Source organism: Dryocola sharpae, assembly GCF_051307055.1.
GTDB lineage: Bacteria > Pseudomonadota > Gammaproteobacteria > Enterobacterales > Enterobacteriaceae > Dryocola.
The window spans coordinates 4,187,461-4,211,301 of the sequence record NZ_CP149994.1; the positions used below are offsets into that span (position 1 = coordinate 4,187,461).

23 protein-coding genes are annotated in these 23,841 nt (G+C 56.4%); 5 read left to right on the forward strand and 18 right to left on the reverse strand.

Annotation, left to right across the window (positions count from 1 at the left end):
- Positions 1-5 precede the first annotated feature (5 nt).
- The 3 genes from ubiE to udp all read right to left on the reverse strand — a co-directional run bounded on the left by ubiE (position 6) and on the right by udp (position 3,184).
- Entirely contained in the window at positions 6-761 is a 756-nt protein-coding gene (ubiE, locus tag WLO31_RS19975) for a bifunctional demethylmenaquinone methyltransferase/2-methoxy-6-polyprenyl-1,4-benzoquinol methylase UbiE (protein WP_435928250.1), read from the reverse strand.
- A gap of 86 nt (positions 762-847) precedes the next feature.
- A complete protein-coding gene (gene rmuC, locus WLO31_RS19980; RefSeq protein ID WP_435928252.1) occupies positions 848-2,287 on the reverse strand; it encodes a DNA recombination protein RmuC in 1,440 nt (479 codons plus the stop codon).
- A gap of 135 nt (positions 2,288-2,422) precedes the next feature.
- Complete coding sequence (udp, locus tag WLO31_RS19985) at positions 2,423-3,184, reverse strand: uridine phosphorylase (protein WP_435928253.1); 762 nt, start codon at positions 3,182-3,184, stop codon at positions 2,423-2,425.
- A gap of 257 nt (positions 3,185-3,441) precedes the next feature.
- On the opposite strand from udp, the gene WLO31_RS19990 reads away from it, so the two are divergent.
- Complete coding sequence (locus tag WLO31_RS19990) at positions 3,442-4,269, forward strand: dienelactone hydrolase family protein (protein WP_435928254.1); 828 nt, start codon at positions 3,442-3,444, stop codon at positions 4,267-4,269.
- Between the two features lie 33 nt (positions 4,270-4,302).
- Here WLO31_RS19990 and metE read toward each other — a convergent pair whose 3' ends face one another.
- Entirely contained in the window at positions 4,303-6,564 is a 2,262-nt protein-coding gene (gene metE, locus WLO31_RS19995; RefSeq protein ID WP_435928255.1) for a 5-methyltetrahydropteroyltriglutamate--homocysteine S-methyltransferase, read from the reverse strand.
- Positions 6,565-6,870: 306 nt separating this feature from the next.
- Here metE and metR point away from each other — a divergent pair, with 306 nt between their 5' ends.
- The gene (metR, locus tag WLO31_RS20000) at positions 6,871-7,824 is read left to right on the forward strand and encodes an HTH-type transcriptional regulator MetR (RefSeq protein WP_435928256.1); all 954 of its coding nucleotides are present in this window, start codon (positions 6,871-6,873) and stop codon (positions 7,822-7,824) included.
- Here metR and WLO31_RS20005 read toward each other — a convergent pair.
- The 3 genes from WLO31_RS20005 to pldB form a co-directional block, all read right to left on the reverse strand.
- Complete coding sequence (locus WLO31_RS20005; RefSeq protein WP_435928257.1) at positions 7,712-8,611, reverse strand: carboxylate/amino acid/amine transporter; 900 nt, start codon at positions 8,609-8,611, stop codon at positions 7,712-7,714. The two genes, metR and WLO31_RS20005, sit on opposite strands and share 113 nt — an antisense overlap.
- A gap of 210 nt (positions 8,612-8,821) precedes the next feature.
- Positions 8,822-9,628, reverse strand: coding sequence for a sugar/pyridoxal phosphate phosphatase YigL (gene yigL / locus WLO31_RS20010; protein WP_435928258.1), 807 nt, complete (start codon positions 9,626-9,628; stop codon positions 8,822-8,824).
- Between the two features lie 28 nt (positions 9,629-9,656).
- A complete protein-coding gene (gene pldB, locus WLO31_RS20015; RefSeq protein WP_435928259.1) occupies positions 9,657-10,649 on the reverse strand; it encodes a lysophospholipase L2 in 993 nt (330 codons plus the stop codon).
- Between the two features lie 99 nt (positions 10,650-10,748).
- Between pldB and rhtB the strand changes: the two genes are divergently transcribed.
- A complete protein-coding gene (rhtB, locus tag WLO31_RS20020) occupies positions 10,749-11,369 on the forward strand; it encodes a homoserine/homoserine lactone efflux protein (protein WP_435928260.1) in 621 nt (206 codons plus the stop codon).
- Here rhtB and rhtC read toward each other — a convergent pair whose 3' ends face one another.
- The 3 genes from rhtC to pldA form a co-directional block, all read right to left on the reverse strand.
- On the reverse strand, positions 11,370-11,990 hold the full coding sequence (gene rhtC, locus WLO31_RS20025; protein WP_435928261.1) for a threonine export protein RhtC: 621 nt from the start codon (positions 11,988-11,990) through the stop codon (positions 11,370-11,372).
- A gap of 67 nt (positions 11,991-12,057) precedes the next feature.
- On the reverse strand, positions 12,058-13,884 hold the full coding sequence (gene recQ / locus WLO31_RS20030) for an ATP-dependent DNA helicase RecQ (protein ID WP_435928262.1): 1,827 nt from the start codon (positions 13,882-13,884) through the stop codon (positions 12,058-12,060).
- Between the two features lie 63 nt (positions 13,885-13,947).
- Positions 13,948-14,817, reverse strand: a complete 870-nt coding sequence (pldA, locus tag WLO31_RS20035) for a phospholipase A (RefSeq protein ID WP_435928263.1) — start codon at positions 14,815-14,817, stop codon at positions 13,948-13,950.
- Positions 14,818-14,992: 175 nt separating this feature from the next.
- Between pldA and yigI the strand changes: the two genes are divergently transcribed.
- Both yigI and rarD read left to right on the forward strand, forming a co-directional pair.
- Complete coding sequence (gene yigI, locus WLO31_RS20040; protein WP_435928264.1) at positions 14,993-15,463, forward strand: acyl-CoA thioesterase YigI; 471 nt, start codon at positions 14,993-14,995, stop codon at positions 15,461-15,463.
- Positions 15,464-15,662: 199 nt separating this feature from the next.
- Positions 15,663-16,559, forward strand: a complete 897-nt coding sequence (gene rarD, locus WLO31_RS20045; protein WP_435928265.1) for an EamA family transporter RarD — start codon at positions 15,663-15,665, stop codon at positions 16,557-16,559.
- Between the two features lie 94 nt (positions 16,560-16,653).
- Here rarD and corA read toward each other — a convergent pair whose 3' ends face one another.
- The 8 genes from corA to lptM all read right to left on the reverse strand — a co-directional run bounded on the left by corA (position 16,654) and on the right by lptM (position 23,726).
- Positions 16,654-17,604 (reverse strand): magnesium/cobalt transporter CorA, encoded by a 951-nt coding sequence (corA, locus tag WLO31_RS20050; RefSeq protein ID WP_435928266.1) that lies wholly within the window; start codon positions 17,602-17,604, stop codon positions 16,654-16,656.
- A gap of 161 nt (positions 17,605-17,765) precedes the next feature.
- Positions 17,766-17,822, reverse strand: coding sequence for a YsgD/CorL family protein (gene ysgD, locus WLO31_RS20055; RefSeq protein WP_236127787.1), 57 nt, complete (start codon positions 17,820-17,822; stop codon positions 17,766-17,768).
- A gap of 150 nt (positions 17,823-17,972) precedes the next feature.
- Positions 17,973-20,135: a DNA helicase II gene (uvrD, locus tag WLO31_RS20060; protein WP_435928267.1), complete on the reverse strand. Its 2,163-nt coding sequence runs from the start codon at positions 20,133-20,135 to the stop codon at positions 17,973-17,975.
- Between the two features lie 199 nt (positions 20,136-20,334).
- Positions 20,335-21,051, reverse strand: a complete 717-nt coding sequence (yigB, locus tag WLO31_RS20065) for a 5-amino-6-(5-phospho-D-ribitylamino)uracil phosphatase YigB (protein ID WP_435928268.1) — start codon at positions 21,049-21,051, stop codon at positions 20,335-20,337.
- Positions 21,051-21,956 (reverse strand): tyrosine recombinase XerC, encoded by a 906-nt coding sequence (gene xerC, locus WLO31_RS20070; protein ID WP_435928269.1) that lies wholly within the window; start codon positions 21,954-21,956, stop codon positions 21,051-21,053. The genes yigB and xerC overlap by 1 nt, the downstream gene beginning before the upstream one ends.
- Positions 21,953-22,657 (reverse strand): DUF484 domain-containing protein, encoded by a 705-nt coding sequence (locus tag WLO31_RS20075; RefSeq protein ID WP_435928270.1) that lies wholly within the window; start codon positions 22,655-22,657, stop codon positions 21,953-21,955. The genes xerC and WLO31_RS20075 overlap by 4 nt, the downstream gene beginning before the upstream one ends.
- Entirely contained in the window at positions 22,654-23,478 is an 825-nt protein-coding gene (gene dapF / locus WLO31_RS20080) for a diaminopimelate epimerase (protein WP_435928271.1), read from the reverse strand. The genes WLO31_RS20075 and dapF overlap by 4 nt, the downstream gene beginning before the upstream one ends.
- Positions 23,479-23,516: 38 nt before the next feature.
- Positions 23,517-23,726 carry an LPS translocon maturation chaperone LptM gene (gene lptM / locus WLO31_RS20085; protein WP_435928272.1) on the reverse strand — a complete coding sequence of 70 codons (210 nt, stop codon included), beginning with the start codon at positions 23,724-23,726 and terminating at the stop codon, positions 23,517-23,519.
- Between the last annotated feature and the right edge of the window lie 115 nt (positions 23,727-23,841).

Here is a 23,841-nt window from a genome sequence, read left to right on the forward strand (position 1 = left end):
CCCGGTCAGAATTTGTAGCCGCGGTGCAGGGCAACAATCCCGGCGGTCAGATTATAGTAGGTGGTGTTTTCGAAGCCCGCGTCTTCCATCATCGCTTTCAGGGTCTCCTGATCGGGATGCATACGGATGGATTCCGCCAGGTAACGGTAGCTTTCTGCATCCTGCGCCACCATTTCGCCGATGCGCGGCAGAATATGGAAAGAATAGGCGTCGTAAGCTTTGCTGAGCGGATCGATAACAGGTTTGGAGAATTCCAGCACCAGCAAGCGGCCGCCCGGCTTCAGCACGCGGTACATGGAGCGCAGCGCTTTTTCTTTATCGGTAACGTTACGCAGACCAAAAGAGATAGTGATGCAGTCGAAGGTGTTATCCGGGAAAGGCAGCGCTTCCGCATTCGCCTGGACGTACTTCACATTGCCGATAACGCCGATGTTGCGCAGCTTTTCACGCCCCATTTTCAGCATTGAATCGTTAATATCCGCCAGCACAACTTCACCTGTTTCGCCTACCAGGCGAGAGAACTTAGCCGTCAGATCGCCCGTTCCCCCGGCGAGATCCAGTACTCGCTGCCCACGGCGCACGCCGCTGCAGTCGATGGTAAAACGCTTCCAGATACGGTGAATACCAAACGACATCAGATCGTTCATGACATCATATTTTGCGGCCACGGAGTGGAACACATGAGCCACCATATCGGCTTTCTGTTCTTTCGCTACGGTGCGGAAGCCAAAGTGAGTTGTTTCCTGGGATTCGTCAACCATCTCAATGCCTGCTTATCAAAAAAAGGTTCATGAAGTGTAACAGAATGGGCGCTAAAGCCCTATGATTCATAGCCTGCTGGCAAAACCTAAGCCTGCCGCTCGCCAACGATTCGTCGCTCATCTAAGCCGTTGTGTCGGCACGTTTCTTCGTCGTCTTTATGACCCGTTCTCGCCGCATTATCTTCATCTTCCTGCCGCGCCTGCTCGACTAAATCTGGATTAATCTCACGTTTTACCTCCACGCCCAGCTCACGAAACGCATCGGCCTGTACGAGGATATTGCCGCGCCCGGAGGCGAGTTTTTTCATGGCCTGCCGGTAGTTATCCTGAGCTTTATCCAGGCTCTGTCCGATAGCGGACATGTCATCGACGAAGAGCCTCATTTTGTCATACAGACGACCCGCACGTTCGGCAATTTGCTGTGCATTACGGCTTTGATGCTCATAACGCCACAAATTGGCAATGGTCCGCAGCGCGACCAGCAGCGTGGTTGGGCTGACGAGCATAATATTATTTCTCAGCGCTTCGCTGATGAGTTCAGGCTGGCGGTCAACGGCCAGCAGAAAAGCCGGTTCGATGGGGATAAACATCAGGACATAGTCAAGGGAGCGCAGGCCCGGAAGCTGCTGGTAGTCTTTACGGCTTAGCATGCGGATATGATTGCGAACGGCGGCGATATGTTCATTAAGCGCGCTTTCACGGGATAGCTCATCGTCGCCGTTGTAATGTCGCTCATAGGCCACCAGCGTCATTTTGGCATCGATAACCACGTCCTTGCCCTGCGGCAGGCGGACAATGACATCAGGCTGCATCCGGCTGTTGTTTTCGAGCTGAATGTTTACCTGCGTCTGGTATTCGTGTCCTTCCCTTAAGCCTGATGCCTCCAGCACGCGGGTCAGCACGACTTCACCCCAGTTGCCCTGGGTTTTATTGTCGCCCTTCAGCGCCCTGGTGAGATTGAGGGCTTCCTGCGCCATTTGCGCATTGAGCTGCTGAAGATTACGGATTTCATGCGTGAGGGTATGGCGTTCGCGAGCTTCCTGGCCAAAGCTGTCCTGCACCTGGCGGCGGAAGCCATCCAGCTGCTCTCGCAGCGGCATAAGGAGGCCGTTCAGGCTCTGGCGGTTCTGCTCTTCGACTTTGCGGCCGCTTTGCTCAAAAATACGGTTGGCGAGGTTTTCAAACTGCTCGCTCAGCCGTTGCTCGCTGTTCATCATCTGGCGATGCTTATCTTCGGCGTGCAGGCGAGTCTGTTCCAGCAGCGTGGTTAGCTCGCGGAGATCGGCTTCCTGGGTGCTGTTAATTTCAAGCTGGGTACGCAATTCGCGATTAAGCTGCTCGCACTCTTCCTTCCAGTACTGCTGTTGCAGCAAATCCTGCCTGGCCGCGGTAAGCTCGCCGTAGATTTCTCTTTGCTCTTCATGTAACTGGGACTTTTGCTGCGCCGCACGCAAGCTTGCCAGCAGCCAGCCGGTCAGCACACCGACCAGAACAATCCCCAGCCCGAATAATATTGAGATATCCACTACGCCTCCTGCAGCCCATGCCAAACCCCAGCAAAATAAAATTCTGCTGTATAAATGTCCAGATTAAAAGGGATTTCCTGCGAGGCGTTACGCAAAGCGTAAAAATTAAGCCGGTTTGCACCGGCTTTGGCAGGGCTAGATCAGACGACGAGCCGCTTCCACAACGATTTTCACCGCATGACTTTCAGTCTGCTTCATGGTCTCGGCGTCAGGAATTTCTTGCTGGGTGCGGTTCACAATCACGCCGGCAACCATACCGGCGCGCAGGCCCTGGCTTGCGCACATGGTCAGCAGCGTAGCGGATTCCATTTCATAGTTCATCACGCCCATCTGCTGCCACTCTTCCATGGAACCTTTAAAGCGGCTCACTACGCGGCCTGAGAAGGTGTCGTAGCGTTCCTGGCCCGGATAGAAGGTGTCGGAAGAAGCCGTCACGCCAACGTGCGTGGTCGCGCCGATGGATTTCGCCGCTTCAACCAGCGCGGTGGTGCAGGCAAAGTCCGCAACGGCCGGGAACTCCATTGGCGCAAAGTGCAGACTGGCGCCGTCAAGACGTACCGAAGCCGTGGTGACCAGCACATCGCCGACGCTGATATGCGGCTGGATCGCGCCGGTAGTACCGATACGCAGGAAAGTACGAATGCCCAGCTGCGCCAGCTCTTCTACCGCAATAGACGTTGACGGCCCGCCGATGCCGGTGGAGCAAACGATAACGGCTTTGCCGTCTAGCTCAGCGCGCCAGGTGGTGAATTCACGGTGGGCAGCCAGTTTAACCGGCTTATCCATTAGCACGGCGATCTTTTCAACTCGCTCCGGATCGCCCGGGACGATAGCAAGCGTGGCCCCCTGCAGATCGTTTTTAGTAAGGCCGAGATGAAAAACATCAGACTTGGACATAACAGACTCCTCTGTTGAGTAGGATTGGCTTGTGCCGCAAAGCGGTACTTTACAGAACCCCTGGGCATAATTTCGTGATGAACCTCACTTTGAATAAAGCAAATTACATATATTTCAACTCCATTAGTGATGCCTATCACATAACAGGCGCTTAATGGTCAGCTATCAGGCGCAAAGGGCGTTTTTTGCAAACCAGAGATGCTACTAATCCTGGCTATAGTTATCACACTGCGCTAATGCTGGTACGGAGAATGCCAATGAAAGAAGAGCAACCAACATCTAATACGTCGGGCGGACGTTTCGCACCGGTGGCAGAGCCGCCCGCCGCCACCGTTATACATACCCCGGATGATTCAATTCAGGCAGGCGAAACCTCTATCCCGACTCAGGGAGAAAATATGCCTGCCTGGCATGCACGTCCAAAAGATGCCCCGGGCCCTCTGCCGGTAGTGATTGTGGTACAGGAGATCTTTGGCGTACATGAACATATCCGCGATATCTGCCGCCGTCTGGCGCTGGAAGGCTATCTGGCTATCGCGCCAGAGCTCTATTTTCGTCAGGGCGACCCCAACGATTTTACAGATATTCCTACGCTGTTTAGCGGGCTGGTCTCAAAGGTGCCCGATGCGCAGGTGCTGGCAGATCTCGATCATGTCGCCAACTGGGCTGCCCGCAACGGTGGAAACGCGCATCGCCTGATGATTACCGGGTTCTGCTGGGGCGGTCGTATCGCCTGGCTGTATGCCGCACATAATCCGCAGCTTAAAGCCGCCGTCGCCTGGTATGGCAAACTGGTGGGCGAAAAAACGCTGAATTCACCGTACCATCCCGTGGACATTGCCGTGAACCTCAACGCCCCTGTGCTGGGCCTGTACGGCGAGCAGGATACGGGCATTCCGCAGGATACGGTGGAAACGATGCGCCAGGCGCTGCGCGCGGCGAATGCCACCGCTGAAATCATCGTTTACCCGGAAGCGGGCCACGCGTTTAACGCTGACTATCGTCCGAGCTATCATGAAGAGTCGGCGAAAGATGGCTGGCAGAGAATGCTGACGTGGTTTGAGCGTTATGGCGCCAGGAAGTAAAAAAAGGCCCCTCAAAATGAGGGGCCTGGTTTTTTAAGCGCTGCGCAAGTTCTGCGCAGCCTTCACCATGTTCGCCAGCGCCTGGCGGGTTTCCGGCCAGCCGCGGGTTTTCAGGCCGCAGTCCGGGTTGACCCACAGGCGCTCGGCCGGAACAGACTCCGCCGCTTTCTTCAGTAATGCTTCAATCCATTCCACGCTCGGTACGTTCGGGGAGTGAATGTCATACACGCCCGGCCCGATTTCATTTGGATAGTCGAACTCTTTGAACGACTCCAGCAGGTCCATATCGGAGCGGGAGGTTTCGATGGTAATCACATCCGCGTCCAGCGCCGCAATTGAATCCATGATGTCGTTAAATTCGCAGTAACACATGTGGGTGTGGATCTGCGTGTCGTCGCGCACCACGGCGGCGTTCAGGCGGAAGGCTTCCACGCCCCACTCCAGATAAGCCTGCCAGTCGGACTGGCGCAGCGGTAAGCCTTCACGCAGGGCTGGCTCATCAATCTGGATGATGCCGATACCTGCCGCTTCCAGATCCGCCACTTCGTCGCGCAGCGCCAGGGCGATTTGCTTAGCGATGGTTTCGCGGCTCACATCTTCACGCGGGAACGACCAGCACAGGATTGTCACAGGCCCGGTCAGCATGCCTTTTACCGGTTTATCGGTCAGGGACTGCGCATACTTCGCCCACTCCACGGTAATAGGCTGCGGGCGGCTGATATCGCCGATTACAACCGGCGGTTTCACGCAGCGGGAGCCGTAGCTCTGCACCCAGCCGTTCTGGGTAAAGACGAAGCCGTCCAGGTTTTCGCCGAAGTATTCCACCATGTCGTTACGTTCGGCTTCGCCGTGCACCAGCACGTCCAGGCCTAAACGCTCCTGCTCGACAATCGCCTGCTTGATGTGTCCGGCAATACCGGTGCGGTAATTAACGGCATCCAGATTCCCTTTTTTGAAATCCAGGCGCAGGCCGCGAATTTCAGTGGTTTGTGGGAATGAGCCAATGGTCGTGGTCGGCCAGGCGGGCAGATTAAAGCGCTGACGCTGAGCCCTGGCGCGGGCGACATAATCGCTCTGGCGCTGGCTGTCCTGCGCGGTAATGGCGGCCAGACGTTTTTCCACCGCGGCGTTATGCACACGCTGAGAATGGCGACGAGCCTGAATCGGAGCGCTCCATTCGGCCAGCTTTTCCGTTTTACCGCTGTTCAGCGCCTCCGTCAGCAGCGCCAGTTCGGCGCACTTTTGCAGGGCGAAGGCGAACCAGCTCTTCACCTCTGCATCAAGACGCGTTTCCACGCTCAGGTCGATTGGGCTGTGCAGCAGAGAGCAAGAAGAGGCCACCCACAGGTCACGTTTGCCAGCCAGGTCTTTAAGCTGGGCGTATTTTTCCGTCAGATCGGCGCGCCAGACGTTACGGCCGTTGATCACGCCGGCAGAGAGCAGCCAGCCGGCGGGCAGCTGCTGATGCAACGCGTTGATATCATCTTTACCGTGGACGAAATCAACGTGCAGCCCCTGTACCGGCAGCGCGGTAATGGTATTCAGATTCGGCGTTACGCCTTCAAAATAGGTGGTCAGCAGCAGTTTTACGTTGCCGGCCAGCGCGTCGTACGCTGGTTTGAACGCATCCAGCCACGCCTGCGGCAGTTCCAGCACCAGCGCAGGCTCATCGATTTGCACCCACTCGATGCCGCGTTTCGCCAGCTCTGCCAGGACCTGCTGATAAACCGGCAGAATCTCATTCAGCAGGCTGAGACGATCGAACTGTTCGCCCTTCACTTTACCCAGCCACAGATAAGTTACCGGCCCGAGCAGCACGGGTTTTACGTTATGGCCAAGAGCGAGCGCTTCATCGACTTCATCCAGAAGCTGTGTCCAGCTCAGCCTGAACTGCTGGCCTTTAGTAAATTCCGGCACCATGTAGTGATAGTTGGTGTTAAACCATTTGGTCATTTCAGCGGCGGCGGCGGGCTCGCCCGTTGGCGCACGGCCGCGGCCAATACGGAATAAGGTATCCAGGTCGACGCTGCCGTCCGCATTCTGATGACGAGCCGGCACGTTGCCAAGCAGCAGGCTGGTGGTCAGAACGTGGTCGTACCATGCAAAGTCGCCAACCGGCAGCAGCTCAACGCCCGCCTGTTTTTGCTGTTCCCAGTGACGGGCGCGCAGCTCGCGGCCCACCGCCAGTAATTCTTCCTGAGCTATATTGCCCGCCCAGTAGCTTTCCTGCGCTTTTTTCAGTTCGCGACGCAGGCCAACGCGAGGAAAACCGAGGGTATGATTACGGATTGTCATGTTATCGCCTCTTTATTTTTTAGATTAATCCAGATGGATTTCGGATTCAGGGACAAACACGCGATAAGCGTTTTTGAACAGCCGTAGGCTGGCCCCAGCGGGGCGAGGCTTCAGCCGGGTTACGCGGTAAGCTCGCTTATCTCCGGGAGCTTACATAAGTAAGTAATCGGTATAAGCGAGTGAAACCAACGCACCATAAATTCGAAAGACATTGGATTTAGACGTCCAGATGTTTACACATCCATAATCCGCAGGTACTGTATATTCCTCAAGCGCAATTTGTTCATGGCGAAGTGAAGGACTTTCATGATCGAGATAAAACACCTGCGGACGCTCCAGGCGTTACGTAACTGCGGCTCTTTAGCCGCCGCTGCCGCCTCGTTGCATCAGACCCAATCGGCTCTCTCTCATCAGTTCAGCGATCTGGAGCAGCGGCTCGGGTTCCGCCTGTTTGTTCGAAAAAGCCAGCCGCTGCGCTTTACGCCGCAGGGGGAAATCCTGCTGCAGCTTGCTGAGCAGGTGCTGCCGCAGATTAGCCGCGCGCTGCAGGCCTGTAACGAGCCGCATCAGGCCACGCTTCGTATCGCCATTGAATGCCATAGCTGCATCCAGTGGCTGACGCCGGCGCTTGAGAATTTCCATCAGCACTGGCCGCAGGTCGATCTCGATTTCAAATCAGGCGTAACGTTCGATCCGCAGCCCGCGCTGCAACAAAGCGAGCTGGATATCGTGCTGACCTCCGACATCCTGCCGCGCAGCGGTCTGCACTATTCGCCGATGTTCGATTTTGAAGTACGCCTGGTGCTGGCGGCCGATCACCCGCTGGCGGGCAAAGCGCACATTGTGCCGGAAGATTTAAGCAGCGAAACGTTGCTGATTTATCCGGTGCAGCGTAGCCGACTGGATATCTGGCGGCATTTCCTGCAGCCTGCCGGGGTTAGCCCATCGCTGAAAAGCGTCGATAACACGCTGCTGCTGATTCAGATGGTATCGGCGCGCATGGGGATTGCCGCGCTGCCGCACTGGGTAGTGGAGAGTTTTGAGCGCCAGGGCCTGGTGGTGACCAAAACCCTGGGCGAAGGATTGTGGAGCCGGCTGTACGCCGCCGTGCGCGATGGCGAGCAGCGTCAGCCGGTGACGGAAGCGTTTATTCGCTCGACGCGCTCACACGCCTGCGCGCATCTTCCGTTTGTGCGGAACGCGGAGCGACCCAATGGCGATGCACCCATAGCGAGGCCATTATTACCGTCCCACCAATAATAAAGCTCGGCCAGTGAGGCTGCTCCTGCCAGATGGCAAGGTTAACCAGCAGCCCTGCGGGAACGTGCACGTTATTCATGATGCCGAGCGTACCGGCATCCACCTGCGTCGCCCCGTAGTTCCACATGAAGTAGCCAAGCCCGGAAGCCACCACGCCCAGCCAGACCAGAATTCCCCATTGCAGGTTCGTCGTTGGCAGCTTTTGCGGATTACCTAATACAAACCAGGCGCTCACCGCCACCACTGCCGCTCCAAGGTAAAACCAGGAGAAGGCGCACTTCTGCGGCATCGGACGGGTTTCCATCAGGCGTTTGTAACCCACCATGCCGATCGCAAAGCAGAGGTTGGCCGCCTGCACCAGCAGCAGGCCGGTCCAGAAGTGATCGCTGACTTTGTCGTAGCGGATAATCGCCGCGCCAACCACCGCCAGCCCGGCGCTTAACGCATAGCCCCAGCGCAGCGGCCTGCGGCTGAGCAAATCATAAATCAGCGTGATATAGAGCGGCGTAAGCACCGTAAACAGCAGGAATTCCGATACCGTAAGATAGAGATAAGCCTGGAAGCTAAACAGGTACATCACGCCCAGCTGTAGCGCTCCCACCAGCATATAGAGCAGCAGCGTTTTCAGGCTGTAGCCTTTAAAACGTAAAAACGGCAGGAATACCAGCGCCGCCAGCCCCACGCGCATCAGCACCGAGAAATAGCTGTCGACATGTCCGGCAAGGTATTCGCCTATCAGGCTAAAGGAGAAGGCCCACAGAATGGTGGTGATGATAAGTAACGGCACGATGTTATCTCTGCAACAGGCAATTTATTCGCCATTGTAGCGAAGCTTGTCGGCAGGGGCTGAACTATTTGGTTGACGAGTGGTTGTTAAATGAGCGCACAAAGCGGTGGATGGCGCCGCCGCTTATCCGCTTCAGGATTTGCATGGTTTGCAGGTCGGATAAGCTTGCGCCATCCGGCATTTTTGCCGGACAGCGCCACCCGACAGCTATCAATCCGCGCCGAGGAACATCTTACGCAGATAGTGTGGAACGGCGTTATCGGTATTGGTGCCGATCACTTCCAGCTCCGGCAGCAGATCCTTCAGCCGCTGATGGGCGTTACCCATGATGCAGCCTTTGCCCGCCATAGAGAGCATTTCGGCGTCGTTCATGCCGTCGCCAAAGGAGATGCACTCTTTCAGGCTATAGCCCATAGCTTTGGATACGGCTTCCAGCGCGTGGCCTTTGGAAACGCCGCCCGCCATCACTTCCAGACAGGTGAGCGTGGAGAAGCTGACGTTCACGCGATCGCCCCAGCGGGCGTTGATGGCCTGCTCCAGCGGCAGCAGTTTTTCATGGTCGTCGCAGGTGAAGAACACTTTACTTACGCCGTCTGTTTCAAGCAGGCCCGGCTCGAAGAGCGAGTAGTTGAATACCGCTTCTTTAAAATATTTCATCTCTTCCGGGCGATGGCGGTTCATAAACCACTGGTCGCCGCGGTAGACGTTGGTGACGATATCCGGGCTGGCGTGCATCACGCCAAACAGATCGGCGGCGATATCGCGATCCAGGTCGTGGGTGAAGACCAGGTTACCGTCGGTATCGTGCACGCGCGCGCCGTTAGAGGTAATCATATAGGCTTTGATTTCGAGGTTATCGCGGATCTGCGCAACGTCGATATGGTGGCGCCCCGTCGCAAACACGAAATGAATGCCCCGGGCGGTGAGCAGTTTCAGGGTTTCTTTAGCATACGCGGAGAGCAGGTGATCGGGGGACAGCAAGGTGCCATCTAAATCAGACGCAACGACATGGTACATAGGATTAGTAAACCTCTGGTGAAGAAAATTAACGATGCCGGTCGAAAAACTCGAGGATGGCATGCAAGGCTTCGGCTCGCATATCGTCCTTTTCAAACAGGATCTCATGATACGCGCCTTTTATGACGTAAGGTGTTTCCCCCTCACAGGGATGGCCCGCCGCGGCACGAAGCTCGCAGAATTTCTGGTGCGCGCGGTTATCCACCACTCGCTCCTCTTCTGCCTGGAGTATCAATATCGGCGTGGTAATGGCGGTGGCTCCCGCTAATACCTCTTCTCCCGCGAGTATCCCTTCGCGTACCCAGTGCCAGGTCGGCCCGCCCACCCGCAGCGCTGGCTCATCAGCATAAAAGCGCAGGTTGCGGCGGTAACGTTCGCGGCTGTGGGTCAGGACATTAACGCTAAAGGGTAAAGCGCGCCAGCGGCCTGTTCCTATTGCATAACCTTCACGAATACGTTGATGGCCTTCGGCCCAGTCCAGCAGATGGCGCACCATCCATTCCGGCCAGCGCAGCGTGATGCCGAACATCGGCGCGCAAAGGGCGACGGCGTCAAACGCCTGAGGATTTTTCTCCAGCCACAAAGAGGTGATTGCGCCTCCCATGGAGTGCGCCAGCACGTAACGTTTTCGCCACGGGCCGGGCGCGACTTCCTGCTGGTAGAAGCGGTCGAAATCATCAACATAATCGCTGAACTTCACGACATGGCCGCGATGGGTATCTGACAGCAGACGGCCCGAACGCCCCTGCCCGCGATGATCGATAATCAGCACGTCAAAGCCGCAGTGGAACAGATCCCAGGCAAGCTCAGCGTACTTCACGTAGCTTTCGATGCGCCCCGGACAGACGACGATAACGCGGTCATGGGCTGCGGCGCAGAACCTGACGTAGCGCACCGGCACATCGTCGACGCCCAGGAATTCACGCTCTTCACGCTCGCGCCAGAAGTCCGTCAGCGGTCCCATGGTGAAAGCAGCAAATGCGCCCTCACGCGCTAACCATCCATTTTTATGCTGAGTCATATGCTGTTTTTGCACCGTCTGACTGATTATTTGTGACCCATAGCACGTCTGTAAACAATAGCGTATTGTGGCACAAAAGTGTTCACTCGGGAATTTCGCATGACTTTCGAATGGTGGTTTACCTATCTTCTGACGACGCTTATTTTGAGCCTCTCGCCCGGGTCCGGAGCCATCAACACCATGACCACCGCCATCAGCCACGGCTATCGGGGCGCCGCGGCATCGATTGCCGGTTTGCAAAGCGGGCTGGCGATGCATATCGTTCTGGTTGGCGTTGGCCTGGGCGCACTGTTTTCCCGTTCGCTACTGGCGTTTGAGTTGCTGAAATGGGCGGGAGTTGCCTATCTGATTTGGCTTGGCATTCAGCAATGGCGCTCCGCAGGCGCGATTGACCTCAATACGCTGGCGAGCAGCCAGCCGCGCAGCCGCCTGTTTAAACGCGCGGTGTTCGTGAATCTCACAAACCCGAAAAGCATCGTATTTCTCGCCGCGCTTTTCCCGCAGTTTATCGCTCCCCATCAGCCACTGGCGATGCAGTACGTGATTCTTGGCGTGACCACCGTGGTGGTCGATATCATTGTGATGATTGGCTATGCGACGCTGGCGACAAGAATTGCGGGCTGGATTAAGGGGCCGCGTCAGATGAAGGCGCTAAACCGGGCATTTGGTTCGCTGTTTATGTTAGTAGGCGCGCTCCTTGCCGGAGCACGGCCTGGCTAATTAACGAGAAACAATCAGATGAATGCCGAAGCCGGTGAACAGCGCGCCGGCCATGCCGTCAATCCATCTGGCGAGGCGCTGATAACCGCGACGCATTTTTGGTAAGGCGAACAGGCTGGCAACCACGGTAAACCAGGCGAAGGTTTCCAGCGCGATCATCACAAACAATCCCCAACGTTCGGCGCTGCCCACGCTATCCCCCACGAACAGCGAGAATACGCTGCCGAAGTAAATAATGGCTTTCGGGTTCGACAGATTGGTGAGCAGGCCTTTCAGGAAGCTGCGCCCGCCATGGGCCAGTTCTACCGCAGGCGACTCCTGCGCAGCCGTCTCTTTCTTCAGCGCCCCGCGCAGCATCTGGTAGCCCATCCAGCACAGATATAACCCGCCGCCAACCATGATGATGCTGTGCAGCCACGCCATTTTTTCGAGGATCAGGTTCAGGCCCAGCAGCGCCACGCCGGACCAGACCATGACGCCGCCGGTAATGCCCAGCACGCCCATCATCGCCTCTTTGCGGGAGCGGCTAACGGCGGTCTGCGAAACGAAGAAGAAGTCGGGCCCGGGCGTGACCAGCGCAACGATATGCAGTACCGCTACGGTCAGAAAAAGCATCAACATAAGAAATAACTCGCGGGGTAATTATTCAGTGAAGGATTATCCTGCCACGTTCGCACGAGCCTGGCTACTACTCATCTTCGCCGTCGACGTGGCTGCGGATAAGCGACATGAATTCGCGCCCGAAGCGCTCCAGCTTGCGGGTGCCCACGCCGTTAACGCCGAGCATTTCGCCCGCGGAGATCGGCATTTGCTCAGCCATTTCGATAAGCGTGGCGTCGTTAAATACCACATAAGGCGGAATGTTCTCTTCATCAGCAATAGCTTTACGCAGTTTGCGCAGCTTGGCGAACAGCTTACGGTCGTAGTTGCCGCCGAACGTTTTCTGATTCGCTCGCGGCTTGATGGCAACCACGCGCGGCACCGCCAGCATCAACGGCACTTCAGCGCGCAAATACGGACGCGCCGCTTCGGTAAGCTGCAAAGCAGAGTGCTGGGCGATGTTTTGCGTCACGACGCCGAGGTGGATGAGCTGGCGAATCACGCTCACCCAGTGCTCGGTGGTGTGGTCGCGGCCTTCACCATAGATTTTGAGCTTGTCGTGCCCGAGGTCGCGAATACGCTGGTTGTTCGCGCCGCGCAGCACTTCGACGACGTAGCCCATGCCGAAACGCTGGCCTACGCGATAAATACAGGAAAGGGCTTTCTGCGCGTCGACAAGGCCGTCGTAACGACGCGGCGGGTCGAGACAAACATCGCAGTTGCCGCACGGCTGCTGGCGGCCTTCGCCAAAGTAGTTCAGCAGCACCAGACGGCGGCAGGTTTGCGCTTCGGCAAAGGCGCCCATGGCGTTGAGTTTATGCCGCTCAATATCCTGCAGCTGCCCGGCAGGCTTCTCTTCGAGGCATTTACGCAGCCAGGCCATATCCGCCGGATCGTAAAACAGCATCGCTTCCGCAGGCAGGCCATCGCGCCCGGCGCGGCCCGTTTCCTGATAGTAGGATTCAATGTTACGCGGGATATCAAAGTGCGCCACAAACCGCACGTTAGGCTTGTTGATGCCCATGCCAAACGCCACGGTAGCCACCACGATTTGCAGATCGTCGCGCTGGAATTTCTCCTGCACGTCGGCACGCACGCTGTGCTCCAGGCCTGCATGATACGCTCCGGCGCTGACGCCTTTGCTTTGCAAACGCGCGGCGGTGTCTTCCACTTTGGCGCGGCTGTTACAGTAGATAATACCGGATTTACCGCGCTGTTCCTGGACGTAACGCATCAGCTGATCGAGGGGTTTAAACTTCTCCATCAGCATATAGCGGATATTGGGGCGATCGAAGCTGCTGATTTGGATCAGCGGGTCCTGCAGGCCAAGCAGGCGGACGATATCCAGGCGCGTGGTTTCATCGGCGGTAGCGGTAAGGGCGATAAACGGCACGCCCGGCAGGCGCTGGCGCAGCTGCCCGAGCGCCGCATATTCCGGACGGAAATCATGCCCCCACTGGGAAATACAGTGCGCTTCATCCACGGCGACCATCGAAAGATGCCAGCGGCTGATTTGATCGATGAAGTTATCCATCATCAGCCGTTCAGGCGCGATATACAGCAGGCGGATTTGCCCGCTGCGGCAGCCGGCCATCACTTCCTGCTGCTGCTCGCGGCTTTGGGTGGAGTTCAGGCAGGCCGCAGCAACGCCGTTGGCCAGCAGCTGATCGACCTGGTCTTTCATCAGGGAAATCAGCGGCGAAACGACAACCGTCAGCCCGCCAAAGACCAGAGCGGGGATCTGGTAGCACAGCGATTTGCCGCCGCCGGTAGGCATCACCACCAGACAGTCGCGCCCGTCAAGCACCGTTTCGATAATGGTTTGCTGGCCCGGGCGGAACTGCTGATAGCCAAAGGTTTCCTGCAAAACCTGTTGAGTCAGCACCGTCTGATTAATAACTTCCGCCTGTGTCACGCTTTCTCCACCACCAAAAATTCAGGCGCCATTTTCAGCGCCTGAGGTAAAAACTGCAACTTTTTAGAACAGATCGTTGAGCATAACGCCTACGCCGAAACGTGTCTGGTTAAAGTTGTAATCAATTAATGATTCGCCATAGCCGCTGTAGAGCTGAGTGTACAGGCGCACATGCTTAGTGACCGGATAGCTGAAGCCCATTTCCGCGCCGCCGTAGCCGGTATTCCAGTTGTACTGCCCTTTCACGCTCAGTATCGCATCGCCCAGCGAATAGCCGATTTTCAACTGGTAATAACCCATATATTTGGTGATGTCCGGGTTATCTTCAGTGCTGCCAAGCACATACCACGGCTTCGCTTCCACCAGCCAGTTACCGTTTTCCGCCATCAGGCGCGCATACATGCGGTTCCAGCTACGGGAGGTTGGATCGGATCGCCCGTTGGAGTCGTGATTATAGCCAAACTCCACGTCTCGCAGCGTCCAGCCCGCAAACGTCTCGTCCAAAGCAAAACCGAGGAAGAGCTGCGGCTCATAGTTGGTTTCGCGGAACGGAGAAGATTCGCCGCGGTTGGAAAGCTGCCACCAGGATTTCTGAGTATAGGACGCACCCAACACTGAATTAGAGCCGAGGATGCCGCGCCATAGCGGGAAGGCGAGGCTCAGCTGAAACTTCACCTCATCTTTGCGGGAATTATCCGTCCAGTTATAGGAGCCGATCGCTTCTTTGTTCAGATCGTCCGTCACCGTATAGAGCAAATAGTTAGTGTCGTATGGATAGAGGGTGAACGGATTGTCATGTTCCTGAAGCAAGTTAGCAATAACGCTGCCGCGCACGGCGGGTTTGTCATGAACTTTTTTAATCGTGGCTTCCTGTGCGTAGGCCGTAAGTGGCAGCAAACAGGCCGCCAGCAAGCATCCCAGAAACTTGTGCATCGACAATGTTCTCCTGAACGTAAATTTGTTATCGAATTATTAGCTGGCGGACATTCTACATAGTTCCTTCGCATCTCGCGCGGTCAACCTTTCTTAAAGTGGAAAGCAACAAATGAGAAGCATAAAATAAACATTTAGCTAACGTAGGCAGACTTTTTCGATCGAGGAACGATCCATGTCCGGCACCATACTGACAACCGAAGCGGCGCTTCAGCTGGTTGGCGAAATTTTTGTTTATCACATGCCCTTTAATCGCGCGCTGGGCCTTGAGCTGGAGCGCTATGAGAAAAACTTTGCGCAGCTTGGCTTTGATAACCAGCCTATGATGGTTGGCAACTGGGCGCAGAGCATTTTACACGGCGGCGTGATCGCCTCCGCACTTGATGTCGCGGCGGGCCTGGTTTGCGTGGGCAGCACCCTGACGCGCCATGACACCATCAGCGAAGAAGAGCTGCGCCAGCGTTTATCGCGGATGGGCACTATCGATCTGCGCGTGGACTACCTGCGGCCGGGCAGAGGCCAGCGCTTTACCGCAAGCAGCAGCCTGCTGCGAGCCGGGAACAAAGTCGCGGTGGCGCGAGTGGAGCTGCATAACGAAGAGCAGGTCCATATCGCCAGCGCCACGGCCACCTATATGGTGGGGTGAAAAGATAAATTCTGAGACGGCTGACCAGGAAGGCAAAAGCGTGGTTTTTCCTTCTTTGTGATTAAGCGGTGAAAATCAATGAATTGATTTTTATTGTTATTTTCTGCTGAAATCTTTTCGCCTCTCAATCTTGCCCGCTTTGTCATCAATCTGTAAATCCTGTTACTATTTGCTCACTATCCTTTCGACGAGTTTTTACATGGATGCGAAACAGACCCGCCAGGGCGTGCTGCTTGCCCTTGCGGCGTATTTAATGTGGGGCATTGCGCCTGCCTATTTCAAGCTGATTCACTACGTTCCGGCGGATGAGATCCTCACCCATCGCGTTATCTGGTCGTTCTTTTTTATGGTGGTGCTGATTAGCCTCAGCCGCCAGTGGCCGCAGGTGAAGAAGGCCTGTCAGCACCGCAGGAAGGTGCTGGCGATGGCGCTCTCCGCGGTGCTTATCGGCGGCAACTGGCTGCTTTTCATCTGGGCGGTGAACAATAATCACATGCTTGAAGCAAGCCTGGGTTACTTTATCAATCCGCTGGTGAATGTCGTTTTAGGTATGATTTTTCTCGGCGAACGCTTTCGCAGAATGCAGTGGGTCGCGGTGCTGCTTGCCGCCTGTGGCGTGCTGGTGCAGCTCTGGACGTTCGGTTCACTGCCGGTAATCGCTCTGGGGCTGGCGTTCAGCTTCGCGTTTTACGGGCTGGTGCGTAAGAAAATCGCCGTGGATGCGCAAACCGGCATGCTGGTTGAAACCCTCTGGCTGCTGCCGGTTGCGGCAATTTACCTGTTCGGCTTTGCCGACAGCGCCACCAGCCACATGGGGCAGAACGCGTGGTCGCTTAACCTGCTGCTGATTGCTGCGGGCATTGTGACGACCATTCCGCTGCTGTGCTTCACCGCTGCCGCAACCCGCCTGCGTCTCTCAACGCTGGGCTTCTTCCAGTATCTTGGTCCGACGCTGATGTTCGGGCTTGCCGTGACGTTTTATGGCGAAGTGGTGGGCAAAGATAAAATGCTGACGTTCGGCTTTATCTGGGCGGCGCTTGCGGTGTTTATTCTGGACGCGGTTTATACGCAAAATAAACTGCGCAAAATCGGCTAGCTGTGGATGTGACGATGTCGGGTGGCGCTAGCGCTTACCCGACCTACAATCGCCAAAGAGATAGGTCGGATAAGCGCAGCGCCACCTGACGAAATTACAGCCAGTTTTTACGCTTAAAGTAGAGATACGGCGCAAGCCCGGCGAGGATCATCAGGATAATCGCCGCCGGATAGCCGAAGCTCAGCTTCAGTTCGGGCATAAATTCGAAGTTCATCCCGTAGCTTGATGCCACAAGCGTTGGCGGCAGGAACACGACCGATACCACCGAGAAGATTTTGATGATGCGGTTCTGCTCGATATTGATAAAGCCCATCGCCGCCTGCATCAGGAAGTTAACCTTCTGGAACAGAGATTCGTTATGCGGCAGCAGGGATTCGATATCCCGCAGGATCTCACGAGCCTGCTCCAGTTGGCCGCCCGGCAGGCGCGCTTTACGCACCAGGAAGTTTAACGCGCGCTGGGTATCCATCAGGCACAGGCGAACCTTCCAGCCGATATCTTCCAGTTCGGCAAGCGTTGAGAGCGCGGCGTCATACTCATCGCCCTGCTGTCCTTCCATGATCACCCGGCTTAGCTTTTCCAGGTCGCTGTAGATGTTTTCGATTTCATCCGCCAGCTGTTCAATTTTGGTTTCAAACAGGTCAAGCAGCAGCTCGTAAGCGTTGCCGTCGACCATATTCTGGCTGCGGGCGCGCATACGATAGAGGCGAAACGCAGGCAGCTCGCGTTCACGCAGCGTATACAGGCGGCCTTCGCGGATGGTAAACGCCACGGTGCTGTTGCCGGCGTGATCGTCCGCATCCTCATAGAAGAAAAATGAGTGAATGTGCAAGCCGTCTTCGTCTTCAAAAAAACGCGCGGATGCTTCGATGTCTTCCAGCTCTGGCCGGGTTGCCAGGCTCTGGCCAAGTTCCGTTTGCACAAGCTGTCGTTCGGCCTCTTCGGGTTCGACCAGGTCAACCCAGACGGAATCTGTCAGGTTGTCGGTCTCATCCAGTTCGAGACGGGACAGTCGATTGTTTTCCAGTTGAAATGCGCTCAGCATGACCGGGACTCCCAATGCAAAAATATCAGGGACAGCTCGGTTGGCACACAGACAGAAACATTACAGGTTTCAGACCATTAAACAGCCTGACTCATTGCGACGGGATAAAGGGATATGAGGTCGCCGACAACCACTAAGGCCATCAGCATAAGAGGATAGCCTTAGAAGTTGTACCTGGATGACAGGTAATTGAGCCAGTATCTACTGGGTGTGTCCAAGGCGAGTGTCCTCTTAAGTCGTTATCGTGCGCGCATGTTACGCCAGCAAAAATATGGCGTCAACACGCAACGGGACACCGCAGCCCAATAAATGCAGGTGACGCGTTAAGCGTAGCACCTGACTGGAGAATTGCGCGATATTTCTGTGACTTACACCGTTTCCAGACGTGCATAAGCGGCCACCAGCCACTTAATTCCCTGCCCCGGGAAGGCTACCTGCACGCGGCTATGCTCGCCGCTGCCTTCCAGGTTGACGACGGTGCCTTCACCAAATTTTGCATGGCGGACACGCTGTCCGAGGCTGAAGCCTGAATCGTTCTCAGAGATCGGCGTTCCCATACGCTGGTGGCTGACCGGGCGGCTGATGCTGGCGCGTAAACGCACCTCCTCCACGCAGTTTTCCGGCAGCTCGCCAACAAAGCGCGATGGACGGTGATATACCTCTTTGCCGTACAGGCGGCGGGTTTCCGCGTAGGTCAGCGTTAGCTTTTGCATCGCACGCGTGACGCCGACGTAAGCCAGGCGGCGCTCCTCTTCCAGACGGCCGCCCTCTTCCAGCGACATCTGGCTTGGGAACATCCCTTCTTCCATGCCGACGATAAAGACCTGCGGGAATTCCAGCCCTTTTGCGGAGTGCAGCGTCATTAACTGCACCGCATCCTGCCAGCTATCCGCCTGCCCTTCGCCCGCCTCCAGCGCCGCATGGGACAGGAACGCCTGCAGCGGCATCAGATCTTCATCTTCGTCCTGGTAGCTGAACTGGCGCGTTGCCGTCACCAGCTCTTCTAAGTTTTCGATACGCGTCTGGCCCTTCTCGCCTTTCTCCTGCTCGTACATCATCATCAGGCCGGAGTCTTTGATAACCCGGTCGGTCTGAACGTGCAGCGGCATATCGATTGTTTCATGCGCCAGCGCGTCAATAAGCTCCATAAAACGTTGCAGCGCGGCAGCGGCTCGTCCGGCAAGCGCTTTCTCCTGCAGCAGAAGGCGGCAGGACTGCCAGAGCGTTAGCTGTTTATCTCGCGAAGTCTGGCGCACCACGTCCAGCGTGCGATCGCCAATCCCGCGCGTCGGCGTGTTCACCACGCGTTCAAAAGCGGCGTCATCGTTACGGTTGGCAATCAGGCGCAGATAGGAGAGCGCGTCTTTGATTTCCTGGCGTTCAAAGAAGCGCATGCCACCGTAGATTCGGTACGGCATGCCGACCTGCAGCAGCGCCTCTTCCAGCACGCGCGACTGGGCGTTGCTGCGGTAGAGAATGGCGCACTGTTCCAGCGCTCCGCCTTTCTCCTGCCAGGTTTTAATGCGGTTGACGACAAACCGGGCTTCATCCAGCTCGTTGAACGCGCAGTAGAGGGAGATAGGTTCGCCGTCGCTGCCGTCGGTCCACAGCTCTTTACCCAGGCGGCCCGCGTTATTGGCGATCAGGGCGTTGGCGGCGTTCAGAATATTGTTCGTTGAACGGTAGTTCTGTTCCAGGCGAATGGTTTGCGCGCCGGCGAAGTCGCTGAGGAAGCGCTGGATATTTTCCACCTGAGCGCCGCGCCAGCCGTAGATGGACTGGTCGTCATCGCCTACGATCATCACTTTTCCGGTATCGCCCGCCAGCAGGCGTATCCACGCGTACTGAATGCTGTTGGTGTCCTGGAATTCGTCCACCAGGATATTGGTGAAACGTTCGCGATAATGATTGAGGATATGCGGCTTGTTAAGCCAGAGTTCATGAGCGCGCAGCAGCAGCTCGGCAAAATCCACAAGCCCCGCACGGTCGCAGGCTTCCTGATAGGCCTGATAGACTTTCTGCCAGGTTTGCTCTACCGGATTACCATAGCTTTCAATGTGATGCGGACGTAGTCCTTCGTCTTTTTTGCCGTTGATGTACCACATCGCCTGTCGCGGCGGCCACTGCTTCTCGTCGAGATTCAGCGCCTTAATCAGGCGTTTTAGCAGGCGTAGCTGATCTTCGCTGTCGAGGATCTGGAAGTCCTGCGGCAGTCTGGCATCCAGGTGGTGCGCACGCAGCAGGCGATGCGCCAGGCCATGGAAGGTGCCGACCCACATGCCGCCCTGGCTGGTGCCCATCAGCTGGCCGATGCGATGGCGCATCTCCGCCGCCGCCTTGTTAGTAAACGTCACCGCCATGATGGAGTATGGCGAGCAATTTTCGACGCTCATCAGCCACGCGATGCGGTGAACCAGCACACGCGTCTTGCCACTACCCGCTCCGGCCAGCACCAGCATGTTGCTGCGCGGGGCCGCGACGGCTTCGCGCTGTTTATCATTGAGGCTATCGAGCAGGTAAGAAACGTCCATTGGCACCGCCACGTAAGAATTTGATAAGGGAATTACGCACCAGGGCTGGAGGATAAATCGTAGGGCGGATAAGCACGGCGTCATCCGCCATAGCCATCATCAGCAAGCGGTGGGTGACGCTTCGTTTACCCACCCTACAAAATCGTTGCCAGCAACCTCAGAGGTAAATACCTGGAATTTTATACAGAGTTGCTGATGATTATATCAGCGCGGTGAGGGATGCCAACCGCGAAATTTCCAGGTGTGGCAATAAACGGCTGTCATCAATTTGCATCAGGTCGCCCTCACGCAGGTTTATCCAGCAGGCCTGCAAACCGCTGCGCAGCGCGCCCGCCACGTCGGTTGTGAGATCGTCGCCCACGTGAAGGATCTGTTCCAGCGGCACATTCAGCTTTTCAGCCGCCAGATAATACATATCGTTAAACGGCTTAGCACGGCCGTGCGGGCCTGCCCGCAGCACAAACTTAAAGTATTTATCCAGGCCGAACAGATGCGGTTCGGCATTGCCGTTGGTGATAGCCACCAGCGGCCATTTTTGCGCAAGCATCGCCAGCGTGTCGTGGGTTTCCTGCGGCACGTCGATGCGGCTGCGCCAGCGTGCAAAATTCACCATTGAAGCCGTGGCGCCCGCTGTGGCTTCTTCCACAGTCAGGCCCGCCTCTAACATAGCCTGCTCAACGGCACGGCGACGCCATTCCGTCACATCGTGGTAAATATCCGGCTCTGCCAGGCGGATAGCCTGACGCAGGCGCATAAAGTCTGGCTTTGTTATGGCGCTGAGGCTCGGATGATAATTTTGTACGAAGCTCAGCGATTCCAGCTCGGTGCGCTCGATTACCGGGCGGTTGTCATACAACGTGTCGTCGAGATCGAAAGTGAGCGCGGCGACTGGCCCAAGTGGGCGATAAAAATGCATTACGATTTCCCCCGTTTGGCGCGTGGATGCGCGGCATCATACACCGAGGCTAAATGTTGAAAATCTAAGTGGGTATAGATTTGCGTTGTGGTCAGGTTAGCGTGGCCGAGCAGCTCCTGCACACCGCGCAAATCGCCGCTCGATTCCAGCATATGCGTGGCAAAAGAGTGACGGAGCTTATGCGGGTGAACGTGGCTGTTCAGCCCCTGCTTGATTCCCCACTCGCTGAAGCGTTTTTGTACGTTGCGGGCAGAGATGCGTTTACCCTGTTTCGAGAGAAACAGCGCATCGTCGTCCGGGCCAAAAAGCTCGCGCAGATCGAACCAGTGTTCGACCCAGGCTACGGCAGATTTCCCCACCGGCACGCGGCGTTCTTTGCTGCCTTTGCCCATTACCCATACTTCACCGGTGGAGAGATCGATGTGTCCGCAATCCATATTCACCAGTTCCGAAAGGCGCAGGCCCGCGCCGTACATCACTTCAAGCATCGCGCGATCGCGCACGGCGAGCGGATCGTTAAGATCGATATCCAGCAGGCGGTTAACATCATCCACATCAATATTTTTCGGCAGATGGCGGCCAGCTTTCGGCGCAGAGATCCCTTTTGCGGGATTGGCTTTCAGCTCGCCCTGGCTAACCTGCCAGTCGAAGAAGCTGCGTAACGCGGAAAGGCGCAGCGCAAGGCTTGATGGCCCAAGGCCTGCTTTGCGGCTACGAACGGTCAGGGAGCGGACGGCCGCGGCATCGCACCGTTGCCAGGCCTGCAGCCCCATCTCACCCAACAGGTGAATGATGGCTTCAAGCTGGCGGCCATAGTTAAGCAGGGTTAAAGGGCTGAGCTGGCGCTCAACCTTCAGATAGCGCAGGAAACCGTCAACGGCGGATTGCAGCGGCGAGGCGGTCATACGCGCTCAATCCAGCGCTCCAGCAAATCAGGCAGCATCAGCGCCAGCTCGTGCAGCAGCTGGGTTCCCTGTCCGTCGTGATAATGCTGTGCGTCACGGCTGCTAAAGAGCAGCACGCCGAGATCGGCATCGTTGCCCATCAGCGACATCGCAACCGAGCCAATCGCTTTTGCCTGTGGCAGCACTACCAGCAGTTCAGGCCCGTTAAGCGGCCCCAGATAATGCTGATTATCGCCCAGACGCTGAATGCGCAGCGGCTCGAACGCCTTGCGGCTGAGTCCCAGATGGGTGAAATCAGAAGGGGCGCCAATACGCCAGCGGTCGACAAAAAGACGCACGTTCGCTCCCGCCAGCCCCATTTCACGCGCCCAGCGATGCAGGCGGTTGAGCATATCCTGCAGGCTGGTCGCAGAAGCGAGACGGCCCTGTAGTTTCAACAGCCGATAGAACAATCCTTCGTTGGCGCTCGCCTGCTCCATCAGCAGGGTCATGTTTTCCTCAAGGAAATTGATGTGGTGACGGCTGCGGGCCATATGCCACTCAACCAGCGATACGCTCCCGCGCACAGGATGCGGTACCTGCATCTGTTCGACGTGTCGGGCGTTACGAATAAAGAAGTCGGGATGACGCAGCAGATACTCCGCCACCGCGTTATCATCGAGCTCCAGTACGGCTTCTTGCTGTTCCTCGGCGTTCTTCATAGATGTATGAATCCATCATAGACATGGGCCGCCGGGCCAGTCATAAACAGCGGACTTCCCGGCCCTTTCCAGGCGATATCAAGGCGGCCGCCGGGCAGCTCTACGCGCACCTGCTCCGCCAGTAAACCTTGCTGAATGCCCACGGCCACGGCGCCACAGGCGCCGCTGCCACAGGCTTGTGTTTCGCCCGCGCCACGCTCAAACACGCGCAGGCGGATATGTTCGCGGGTAACGACCTGCATAAAGCCGATATTCGCCCGCTCCGGGAAGCGTTCATGGCTTTCCATGACCGGCCCCAGGGTTTCAACGGCGGCGGTGGCCACGTCGTCCACCTGAATCACGCAGTGCGGGTTTCCCATCGACACAACGCCACACATAATCGTCTGCTCGGCCGCGCGCATGATATAGGTCTTTTCCGCTTTGTTTGCGCGGAACGGCACTTCCGATGGCTCGAAGTTTGGCTCGCCCATGTTGACGCGCACCAGTTCATCGTCGGTAACGCTTAGCACCATACGGCCGTTGGCCGTGCTCACGCGAATGTCCCTTTTGTTGGTCAGCCCTTTCAGGCGCACAAAACGGGCAAAGCAGCGCGCGCCGTTGCCGCACTGCGACACTTCGCTGCCGTCAGCATTGAAGATACGGTAGTGGAAATCGAGATCGGGATCGTAGGGCGGCTCAACCACCAGCAGCTGATCGAAGCCCACGCCGAGATGGCGATCCGATAAGCGACGGATAAGCTCGGGGGAGAAATAAACATTCTGTGTCACCGCGTCGACGACCATAAAGTCATTACCGAGGCCATGCATTTTAGAGAACTGCATTTTCTGCTCCATTTCCGCGGTTACTTATCTCTTATTGGCTAATAAATCACCTGAGTCGGTGCATCATCCGTGCCGCGGTTATTGCGATCCGGCGTTGTTGATTGTATCTGCGGTTGAGGCGCGACGCTCTGCGTTGCCGGTTTGGTTTTACCGTCAGCGGGTGGAAAATAGAGAGGCCCTTTCAGGCCGCAACCTGTCAGACTAAATAGCACCATTGCCAACGCCAGCGGGCAGAAAATTTTCTTCATTATTGAGTTGCCTGTGATTCAACATTCTGTTGTCTATCATCGCAGGTGAACCCCGAAAAGCAATACTCTTTTCTATTCACTCTGGTTGCTTTTATACTGCCGTGAAAACGACTAA

Bases quoted from the DNA above. Each gene is read 5' to 3' on its own strand.
- ubiE (WP_435928250.1), bottom strand. From the start codon at position 761: ATGGTTGACGAATCCCAGGAAACAACTCACTTTGGCTTCCGCACCGTA.
- udp (WP_435928253.1), bottom strand. From the start codon at position 3,184: ATGTCCAAGTCTGATGTTTTTCATCTCGGCCTTACTAAAAACGATCTG.
- WLO31_RS19990 (WP_435928254.1), top strand. From the start codon at position 3,442: ATGAAAGAAGAGCAACCAACATCTAATACGTCGGGCGGACGTTTCGCA.
- metE (WP_435928255.1), bottom strand. From the start codon at position 6,564: ATGACAATCCGTAATCATACCCTCGGTTTTCCTCGCGTTGGCCTGCGT.
- metR (WP_435928256.1), top strand. From the start codon at position 6,871: ATGATCGAGATAAAACACCTGCGGACGCTCCAGGCGTTACGTAACTGC.
- yigL (WP_435928258.1), bottom strand. From the start codon at position 9,628: ATGTACCATGTCGTTGCGTCTGATTTAGATGGCACCTTGCTGTCCCCC.
- pldB (WP_435928259.1), bottom strand. From the start codon at position 10,649: ATGACTCAGCATAAAAATGGATGGTTAGCGCGTGAGGGCGCATTTGCT.
- rhtB (WP_435928260.1), top strand. From the start codon at position 10,749: ATGACTTTCGAATGGTGGTTTACCTATCTTCTGACGACGCTTATTTTG.
- rhtC (WP_435928261.1), bottom strand. From the start codon at position 11,990: ATGTTGATGCTTTTTCTGACCGTAGCGGTACTGCATATCGTTGCGCTG.
- pldA (WP_435928263.1), bottom strand. From the start codon at position 14,817: ATGCACAAGTTTCTGGGATGCTTGCTGGCGGCCTGTTTGCTGCCACTT.
- yigI (WP_435928264.1), top strand. From the start codon at position 14,993: ATGTCCGGCACCATACTGACAACCGAAGCGGCGCTTCAGCTGGTTGGC.
- rarD (WP_435928265.1), top strand. From the start codon at position 15,663: ATGGATGCGAAACAGACCCGCCAGGGCGTGCTGCTTGCCCTTGCGGCG.
- corA (WP_435928266.1), bottom strand. From the start codon at position 17,604: ATGCTGAGCGCATTTCAACTGGAAAACAATCGACTGTCCCGTCTCGAA.
- uvrD (WP_435928267.1), bottom strand. From the start codon at position 20,135: ATGGACGTTTCTTACCTGCTCGATAGCCTCAATGATAAACAGCGCGAA.
- yigB (WP_435928268.1), bottom strand. From the start codon at position 21,051: ATGCATTTTTATCGCCCACTTGGGCCAGTCGCCGCGCTCACTTTCGAT.
- xerC (WP_435928269.1), bottom strand. From the start codon at position 21,956: ATGACCGCCTCGCCGCTGCAATCCGCCGTTGACGGTTTCCTGCGCTAT.
- WLO31_RS20075 (WP_435928270.1), bottom strand. From the start codon at position 22,657: ATGAAGAACGCCGAGGAACAGCAAGAAGCCGTACTGGAGCTCGATGAT.
- dapF (WP_435928271.1), bottom strand. From the start codon at position 23,478: ATGCAGTTCTCTAAAATGCATGGCCTCGGTAATGACTTTATGGTCGTC.
- lptM (WP_435928272.1), bottom strand. From the start codon at position 23,726: ATGAAGAAAATTTTCTGCCCGCTGGCGTTGGCAATGGTGCTATTTAGT.